This window comes from Herbidospora mongoliensis (genome assembly GCF_001570545.1).
Taxonomy (GTDB): Bacteria; Actinomycetota; Actinomycetes; order Streptosporangiales; family Streptosporangiaceae; genus Herbidospora; species Herbidospora mongoliensis.
In genome coordinates this window covers 1-1,106 of sequence record NZ_BBXD01000006.1, presented here as the reverse complement: position 1 = coordinate 1,106, position 1,106 = coordinate 1, and the positions used below count along the sequence as shown (strand labels likewise).

Sequence of the window (1,106 nt, the reverse complement as noted above, 5' to 3'; positions counted from 1 at the left end):
GTGCCCGCTGCCGGGAGAATTCGATGAAGTTGCCGGGCGTGGCCATGATCGCGACGCCGCCCGCGAGGGCCATGTCGCATTCGCCCTGACGGAGCGACCCGGCGGCCAGGTGCAGCGCCACCAGTGACGACGAACAGGCGGTGTCGACCGTCACCGCTGGTCCTTCCAGCCCGAATGTGTACGACACCCGGCCCGACGCCACGCTCCCCGCGCTGCCGTTGAACAGGTAGCCCTCGAACTCCTTGGCGGGCAGGTTCGGCCGCGATCCGTAGTCGTTGTACATGACGCCGGTGAACACCCCGGTCCGCGCGCCCCGTACCGACAGCGGGTCGATCCCGGCCCGCTCGAACGCCTCCCATGCCGTCTCCAGCAGCAACCGCTGCTGCGGATCCATCGCCAGCGCCTCACGCGGGGAGATCCCGAAGAACGCGGCGTCGAACTCGGCCGCATCGTGCAGGAAACCGCCGCTTCGCGTCGTGGACTTGCCGACGGCGTCCGGGTTCGGGTCGAACAGGTCGTCCAGATTCCACCCGCGGTTATCGGGGAAGCCGGACACCATGTCGCGGCCGTCCAGCACGACCTTCCACAGGTCGTCCGGTGTCGCGATGCCGCCCGGGTAGCGGCAGCCGATACCGACGATGGCGATGGGTTCGGAGTCGGCCACGGCGGCGGCGGTCTCGGTGGTGTCCTTCGCCGCCCCCGTCAGCTCGGCCGCCAGGTGACCGGCTAGAGCAGCCGGCGAAGGGTGGTCGAAGACCAACGTGGTGGGGAGCCGCAACCCGGTCGCCACAGTGAGCCGATTGCGCAACTCCACCGCGGTGAGCGAGTCGAACCCCAAATCCTGAAACGCCCGATCCACGGCGACACCAGTCGAATCCGCATGCCCCAGCACACCGGCGACCTGCGCACGCACCAGATCCACCAGCGCCTGCGCGCGTTCTGCCGGTGCGAGTTCGGCCATCCGGTCCGCCAGGGACGAGGTGGCCGCCGGTGTCCCGCGCCGGCGAGCGCCGGCAGGAACGAGTTCGGAGAGGACGGCGGGCAGGTCCTCGGACCGAGCCCGCAGGACCGAGGTGTCGAGGGTGGCGACCGCCAGGACGGATTCA

Annotated in this window: 1 protein-coding gene; it reads right to left on the bottom strand. The window is 70.0% G+C overall.

The features are described from left to right. On the bottom strand, positions 1 to 1,106 hold a 1,106-nt coding region (locus tag AW272_RS44680; protein WP_169807460.1), incomplete at both ends, for an acyl carrier protein.